The sequence below is a fragment of the Pseudoalteromonas sp. GABNS16E genome, assembly GCF_028598715.1.
Classification (GTDB): Bacteria; Pseudomonadota; Gammaproteobacteria; order Enterobacterales; family Alteromonadaceae; genus Pseudoalteromonas; species Pseudoalteromonas atlantica.
On record NZ_JAQREZ010000096.1, the window covers coordinates 1 to 6,722 of the forward strand.

Consider the following 6,722-nt stretch of genomic DNA (forward strand, 5'->3'; position numbering starts at 1 on the left):
GGATAGCCACGCGGTATGAAAAGCTTGAACGAAATTATCATTCAATGCTCGCTTTAGCATTTACTATGATGTGGCTACCAATGTGGGCTGATTGATATATGTACTACAAAGATCAACAGCCCCTAATTAACATAAATTAAAAATGTATTTTACCAAGCTTATTGAGTAAGTGATATTGCTGTAGTGCTGGTTTTTTTAGTAAAGCAAAATAGCTTAGCGCTTCTTTTGTTTAAATTAAGCGATAAATTAACAAGCTGCTGCTCACTTACTATATCGGTCCACGTAATAATGGCTGCAAAGTTGCCATTATGAAGTGCTGAATTAAGCACATACTCTAAATTTACTAAATGCTTTTGTCTTATTACAAGCAGTTTACTGGTATCTATAGAGCAGCTATCTAGCAAGGCTTTACTAGGCACATGGTCGGGCGCAATCAGTAAGGTCCACGCGTTAGAGCTATTGTATTGGTGCAACACTTTTAGCATCTCAAACGTAGCAGAAATTTCATCTTCTACTTTTATTAAGTTTACCGACTCACTTTCATTATGTTGTTGGTAGCTTTTAACGGTTCTTACGGTAATTGGCTGTAGCATAGGTCTCACTCACTGGGTTTATATACAGTACATGTATACAGTAGTTTATACAGTTGTTGTGTGCAAGCGTTTTTTGTTATTTTTTATACAATCAATTGTTTTAAAAAATAAATAATAAAAATAACACATTAAAAACAATAGGTTACAATTTGAGGCGTATAAGTGAATGCTGAGGGTGTTTGCAGTACTGTATAAAGTGTAGCAGCGTTATACAGTACTTAAGGGATGGCTATACAGTTATTTTAGTGTGTTTTACAGTGCTTAGCTGTTAGCTATACAGTAGTTAGTCATTTTTTGGGATTAAGTGGGCAAACTGAATTTGGTGGATTTGTTCATACAAACTGGCTGCATAGCACTGAGCGTCTTTAAGACGTTTGGTGTCGATATATTTTCTTAAATCATCTAAAGCAACGGTTGCCGGTTCATAGCCTTGGCTGCTGGCTAAACTCAGCCATGCTGCTGCGTGAAATACGCTTTTTGGTACGCCTTGGCCTTTGACAAAAAATAACCCTAAATAAAACTGGGCGCGATGATTTCCGGCCATTGCGGCAAGGCGCATCCACTTAGCTGCCAACGGTGCCTGGTTATGCTTTAAATAATACAGTGCTTTGTTAAGTGTTGTTTGCTCACTTACATCACTCTTGTTTTCAGCGCTGTGGTTTGTAGGCTGTGTTACAAAATCTAAAATATTGTTTAATTGCTGCTCTAAGTCTTGTCTGCTAGGCTGAGTCTTATTCATATATTTTCTTTTTTATAGTTTCTACGTCAACAGTTTAGTATATCGAAAGGTAAAATGTCCTGTTTATACTTAATTTTATGGTAAAATCACGTCACTTTTTACTATCACAAGTCTATTATGCTCGAAGCTCTATTTAAACTCCGCGAAAATAACTCCAATGTGCGACGCGAAAGCATTGCTGGAATCACTACTTTCATTACTATGGTTTACATTGTATTTGTAAACCCTGCAATGCTTGCGGAAGCAGGCATGGATCAAGGTGCTGCATTTGTTGCTACCTGTATTGCGGCTGCTATTGGCTGTTTTATTATGGGATTGTGGGCTAATTACCCTTTAGCACTTGCGCCGGGCATGGGTTTAAACGCATTTTTTACTTACGGTGTTGTACTGGGCATGGGTTATAGCTGGCAAGCTGCATTAGGTGCGGTATTTATGTCTGGTTGTATATTTTTAATATTAAGTTTGTTTAAGGTCAGAGAGTGGATAATTAATGCTATTCCTTTGGTTTTAAAGCAGGCTATTGCCACTGGTATTGGTGCGTTTTTAGCGTTAATTGCGCTTAAAAATGCAGGCATTATTGTTTCAAGCCCAGCTACATTAGTACAGCTTGGCGATATTACTTCGGCAGGTCCTTTATTAGCTATTTTAAGCTTTTTTGTCATTGCTGCTTTGCTTTATCGTGATATAAAAAGCGGCGTACTTATTAGCATTTTGCTAGTAACGGGCATTGCGTTAAGCCTCGACTTAGTTGAGTACCACGGCGTAATGTCAATGCCACCGTCTATTTTACCTACCTTCATGCAACTTGATTTTGCAGCGGCCTTTGAGCTTTCTATGCTGAGTGTAATCTTTGCGTTTTTGTTTGTTGATTTATTTGATACATCAGGCACGTTAGTTGCGGTAACTCAAAAAGCAGGCTTAGCCGATGAAAAAGGCAATATGCCACGTTTAGGGCGTGCTTTAAGTGCCGATAGTACAGCTACTATTGCGGGTGCAATGTTAGGTACTTCTACCACTACTTCTTATATTGAGTCTGTAGCCGGTGTATCGGTTGGTGGGCGTACTGGCTTAACAGCTGTTGTTGTGGGTATATGCTTTTTACTAATGATGTTTTTTGCGCCGCTTGCGCAAATGGTGCCGGCTTATGCAACAGCGGGTGCTATTTTATACGTTGCGGTATTAATGCTGCAAAACCTTAAGTTTGTAAACTGGGATGACATGAGCGATGCAATTCCGGTAAGTGTGGTACTACTTATGACGCCGCTTACATTCTCTATTGCGCATGGTATTGCTCTTGGTTTTATATCGTACACTGCGGTTAAAGTACTGTGTGGTAAACGCGATCAGGTTAGTATTAGCGTGTGGATTTTAACAGCGTTATTTATTATCAAGTTTGCATTTCTATCGTAATAGTTAATACCCATTCTTTTAGTTAGAGTTTTAGCTTGAGGGTGGGTAAACATTTATTATTTAGTGGCTATCGCTCATTGCCACTGCATTGTTATACCTTGCGTATCTATGTTGTGGTAAATGAGCGTTTATAACGTAGTTAGCGCTAGGTAGTGCCTCAAAATACGTTAGTATTTACCCATTGGTAAAAGCTTAACAGATACAAAAAAGCCCATACATTATATATGGGCTTTCTTTTGGGTATTTAAAATTACCATTTCTTTTTAGGTGCAAATAGTACGTCTAAGTCATCTTGCTCTGCTTCTGCTTTTTTCTTCAAGGCAGTGGCATTTGATGCTTTTAGTTCGGTGCTTATTTCTTCTAAATAGGCTTCAACTTCTTGGCGTTTTGCGTTTACGTATTCATCAGAATAGGTAACGGCACTAAGTGTGGCATAGGCTTTTTCAAAATATTGCCTAGCAGAGCCCACCATGCTCGCTGAACGAGCAGATAAACCGCGTTTAATTTGGCTTTCTATGTTGATTCTAAGTTGTAACTTTTCAAGGCGTTTATCTTCTGCTGCAAATACTTGGCTATCTACACGGCCTTTACTGTGCTCAGAGCGCATAATAACTCTAAGCTTTTTTATGCCCTGAATTAACGAGACTAACTGCTTATCGTTACTTGGTAACGATAAATTGTCGCTGCTATTACCTTGTACTGCACCACTTAGCTTTTCTTTAGCTTCGTTCATTCTGCTTTTTAATGCTTTAGAATTAGGTGAATGGTTCATCATAGCGTTAAGTGCTTCGTAACATCTACGTTGTAAAACGCGTATAATGTTTTCAGAAAGCGGAATATTAGCGCTATTCATAAGTGCTTCTTCGGTTTCTTCAATTATCGCTTTTTGTTTTGTTAATTCTTTGCGACGTTCAATTTCTTGCTTTTCTTTATGCTGCTGTACAGCGCTTACCCACAGTGCAATCACTATCAGTGCCACTATAAGCACAATTATAATCGAAACGATCATGGCTTAATTCTCGGATTCATAATCTATTTTTTTATATTACATCAAATATATGCTTTGAGGGTAGCTTTGCGCTGATTAACTTAAAAATATGTTAAAAATTAGATATAAGAATAATGTATTATAAGTTGAACCTGAATAAACATCGCTATCTGCAGCGGGTTTATTATGCTAGCCTTAATGCTTAAATAATGAAAATATACGTGCTTACTTTGCCAAGTTTTAACTAAATTAAACTTGGTTTTGCTTAGTATTACCATCATATAAGCTTAATAATAACGTTAAAAACTGCAACCATGAAATTACAACAACTTAGATACATCGTAGAAGTTCAAAACCATAAGCTAAACGTATCAGCAACTGCTGAGAGTTTATTTACCTCACAGCCTGGTATATCTAAACAAGTGCGCATGCTTGAAGATGAGCTAGGTGTACAAATTTTTGGCCGCAGTGGTAAGCATTTAACGCATGTTACAGGTGCCGGCGAAGAAATAATTAACATTTCTCGCGAAATTTTATCTAAAGTCGAAGGTATAAAAGCGGTTGCTAATGAGCATACGCTGCCTGATCAGGGTAAACTAAATATAGCCACAACACATACGCAAGCACGTTATGCTTTGCCAAGTGTTATTCAGGGCTTTATGAAAAAATACCCAGCTGTTTCGCTGCATATGCATCAAGGTACACCACAACAGATTTCTGATGCAGCAGCGCGCGGTGATGCAGATTTTGCCATTGCAACTGAAGCACTTCATTTATACTCAGATTTAGTTATGCTGCCTTGCTATCATTGGAACCGCAGCATTGTGGTGGCAAAAGATCATCCTCTAGCACAAAAGGCCGACAATTTAACCGTTGCCGATATAGCGCAGTATCCGCTTATTACGTATGTATTTGGGTTTACTGGGCGCTCTGAGCTTGATAAAGCATTTAACGCGCACGGCCTTGAGCCGCACATTGTGTTTACTGCAACCGATGCCGATGTAATTAAAACTTATGTAAGGTTAGGGCTAGGTGTAGGTGTAGTCGCTTCAATGGCCGTTGATCAATTAAGTGACACAGATTTAGTGTGTATTGATGCCAGCCATTTATTTGAAGCTAGCACAACTAAAATTGGCTTTAGAAAGGGCAGTTTTTTACGTACTTATATGTATGATTTTATTGAGCGTTTTGCCCCGCATTTAACTAAAGAGCGAGTAGAGCGAGCAAGCTTATTACGTAATCAAGATGATGTTGATGCGTTATTTGCCGACATAGAACTGCCGGTAAAATAGTAAGACTTTAAGTATATAAATACTAAAAAACCGCGTATTGCTAAAATCCGCGGTTTTTTGTTTTTATACGCTTAACATTCAATAATGTTTACCGCTAATCCACCGCGTGCGGTTTCTTTATATTTGGTTTTCATGTCGTTACCAGTATCGAGCATGGTTTTAATCACTTTATCAAGCGACACCTTTTGCTCGCCACTGCCACGTATTGCTAGGCGAGAGGCATTAATTGCTTTAATGGCGCCCATGGCATTGCGCTCAATACACGGTACTTGTACCAATCCGCCTACAGGGTCGCAGGTTAGGCCTAAATTATGCTCCATGCCTATTTCGGCGGCGTTTTCAACATGTACTACATTACCTCCAACAATTTCGGTGAGTGCGCCGGCAGCCATTGAACAGGCAACACCTACTTCACCTTGGCAGCCTACTTCTGCGCCCGAAATAGAGGCATTTTTTTTGTATAAAATACCAATCGCCGCTGCGGTTAATAAATAGCGTGTGGCTATGTCGCGGTCCACTTCTTTAATAAATGTGTGGTAGTACATTAAAACGGCCGGCAATATACCCGCAGCACCATTTGTTGGCGCCGTGACTACGCGCCCACCTGCGGCATTTTCTTCATTTACGGCTAAGGCGAATAAATCCACCCAATCCATTGCTCTGAGTGGGTCATTACTCACTTCTACATTTAGCTTTAAATACAAACTAGGTGCACGGCGTTTAACTTTTAAACCACCTGGTAAAATTCCCTCGGTGCGCATACCACGTTCAATACAGGCTTTCATTACTTGCCAAATATTAAACAACTCGTCTTTAATATCGTCTTCTTTGCGCAGCGTTTTTTCGTTATGCATCATTAAAGTAGATACACTAAAGCCTGACTCTTTACACAGCTCTAGTAAATCTTTTGCACTTTCGAACGGGTAAGGAGCCGGGTTTTGCTCGCGTATATCAAGGGCTGCTTGTTTTTCGTTTTCAAATTCTTCATCGGTAACAATAAAGCCGCCGCCAATAGAATAGTACACTTTGCTATATACTTTTTCGCCATTATTTGAGGCAATAATTTCCATTGCATTAGAGTGCTTAGGTAAGGTTTTGCGGCGATGAAAAACAATAGCCCCTTGCTTAGGAAAGTTCGCTTTATGGGTTTGGTTGAGGTATATCACTTGCTCTTTTTCAATAGTGGCAAGGATATCGTCAACTAAATCGGCATCTATTGTTTCTGGGTCATAGCCGGCAAGCCCTAATATAACGGCTTTACCAGAGCCATGGCCTACGCCGGTTTGACCCAGTGAGCCATAAAGCTCTACCTTTATATCGGTAACAGAGGTTAAAAGTTGCTGCTCTTGTAGGTCATTAACAAATAAGCGCGAGGCACGCATTGGGCCAACGGTATGTGACGACGATGGGCCAATACCAATGCTAAACATATCAAATGCACTGATCATACTATGGGTCTCTACTTTATTTACTCAGCCCGAAAGCTGTTCTTTGAACGGTCGAGTATCATAACGTTAATTCTATATTATGTAACTATTTGGCCGTAAGTTTTACACTGGTAGGGCAAGCTGTTTCACGGCTAGCGCATTTTAATCCCAGATTCTAACAGGGTTGAGCGATAATCATCGTCTAGCCCTGCCATTTTCTTTTTTCTCGCCATACTGGCTGTTTTAGTTGTATCTTGTTTAAATAACGCCATG

General features: G+C 39.6%; 6 protein-coding genes and 1 pseudogene. 3 read left to right on the plus strand and 4 right to left on the minus strand.

The window, feature by feature from the left end; translation table 11 throughout:
• Positions 1–95 (plus strand): annotated as a pseudogene (locus PSI06_RS20390) (IS5/IS1182 family transposase); the annotation flags it as partial.
• Positions 96–158: 63 nt separating this feature from the next.
• Here the strand turns inward: PSI06_RS20390 and PSI06_RS20395 are convergent.
• Both PSI06_RS20395 and PSI06_RS20400 read right to left on the minus strand, forming a co-directional pair.
• Complete coding sequence (locus tag PSI06_RS20395) at positions 159–593, minus strand: SulA-like leucine-rich domain-containing protein (protein ID WP_029774255.1); 435 nt, start codon at positions 591–593, stop codon at positions 159–161.
• A 283-nt stretch (positions 594–876) separates the two neighbouring features.
• A complete protein-coding gene (locus PSI06_RS20400) occupies positions 877–1,332 on the minus strand; it encodes a tetratricopeptide repeat protein (protein WP_273604752.1) in 456 nt (151 codons plus the stop codon).
• 117 nt (positions 1,333–1,449) lie between these two features.
• Here PSI06_RS20400 and PSI06_RS20405 point away from each other — a divergent pair, with 117 nt between their 5' ends.
• The gene (locus tag PSI06_RS20405; protein WP_004589400.1) at positions 1,450–2,742 is read left to right on the plus strand and encodes an NCS2 family permease; all 1,293 of its coding nucleotides are present in this window, start codon (positions 1,450–1,452) and stop codon (positions 2,740–2,742) included.
• Positions 2,743–2,992: 250 nt separating this feature from the next.
• Here PSI06_RS20405 and PSI06_RS20410 read toward each other — a convergent pair whose 3' ends face one another.
• Complete coding sequence (locus PSI06_RS20410) at positions 2,993–3,751, minus strand: hypothetical protein (protein WP_004589401.1); 759 nt, start codon at positions 3,749–3,751, stop codon at positions 2,993–2,995.
• A gap of 293 nt (positions 3,752–4,044) precedes the next feature.
• Between PSI06_RS20410 and cysB the strand changes: the two genes are divergently transcribed.
• Complete coding sequence (cysB, locus tag PSI06_RS20415; RefSeq protein WP_004589402.1) at positions 4,045–5,022, plus strand: HTH-type transcriptional regulator CysB; 978 nt, start codon at positions 4,045–4,047, stop codon at positions 5,020–5,022.
• 71 nt (positions 5,023–5,093) lie between these two features.
• On the opposite strand, the gene PSI06_RS20420 is transcribed toward cysB, so the two are convergent.
• On the minus strand, positions 5,094–6,470 hold the full coding sequence (locus PSI06_RS20420; protein WP_004589403.1) for an L-serine ammonia-lyase: 1,377 nt from the start codon (positions 6,468–6,470) through the stop codon (positions 5,094–5,096).
• Positions 6,471–6,722 lie beyond the last annotated feature (252 nt).

What these genes read in the sequence shown, in the direction of transcription:
- PSI06_RS20395 (WP_029774255.1), bottom strand. Translation starts at nt 593, where the DNA reads ATGCTACAGCCAATTACCGTAAGAACCGTTAAAAGCTACCAACAACAT.
- PSI06_RS20400 (WP_273604752.1), bottom strand. Translation starts at nt 1,332, where the DNA reads ATGAATAAGACTCAGCCTAGCAGACAAGACTTAGAGCAGCAATTAAAC.
- PSI06_RS20405 (WP_004589400.1), top strand. Translation starts at nt 1,450, where the DNA reads ATGCTCGAAGCTCTATTTAAACTCCGCGAAAATAACTCCAATGTGCGA.
- PSI06_RS20410 (WP_004589401.1), bottom strand. Translation starts at nt 3,751, where the DNA reads ATGATCGTTTCGATTATAATTGTGCTTATAGTGGCACTGATAGTGATT.
- cysB (WP_004589402.1), top strand. Translation starts at nt 4,045, where the DNA reads ATGAAATTACAACAACTTAGATACATCGTAGAAGTTCAAAACCATAAG.
- PSI06_RS20420 (WP_004589403.1), bottom strand. Translation starts at nt 6,470, where the DNA reads ATGATCAGTGCATTTGATATGTTTAGCATTGGTATTGGCCCATCGTCG.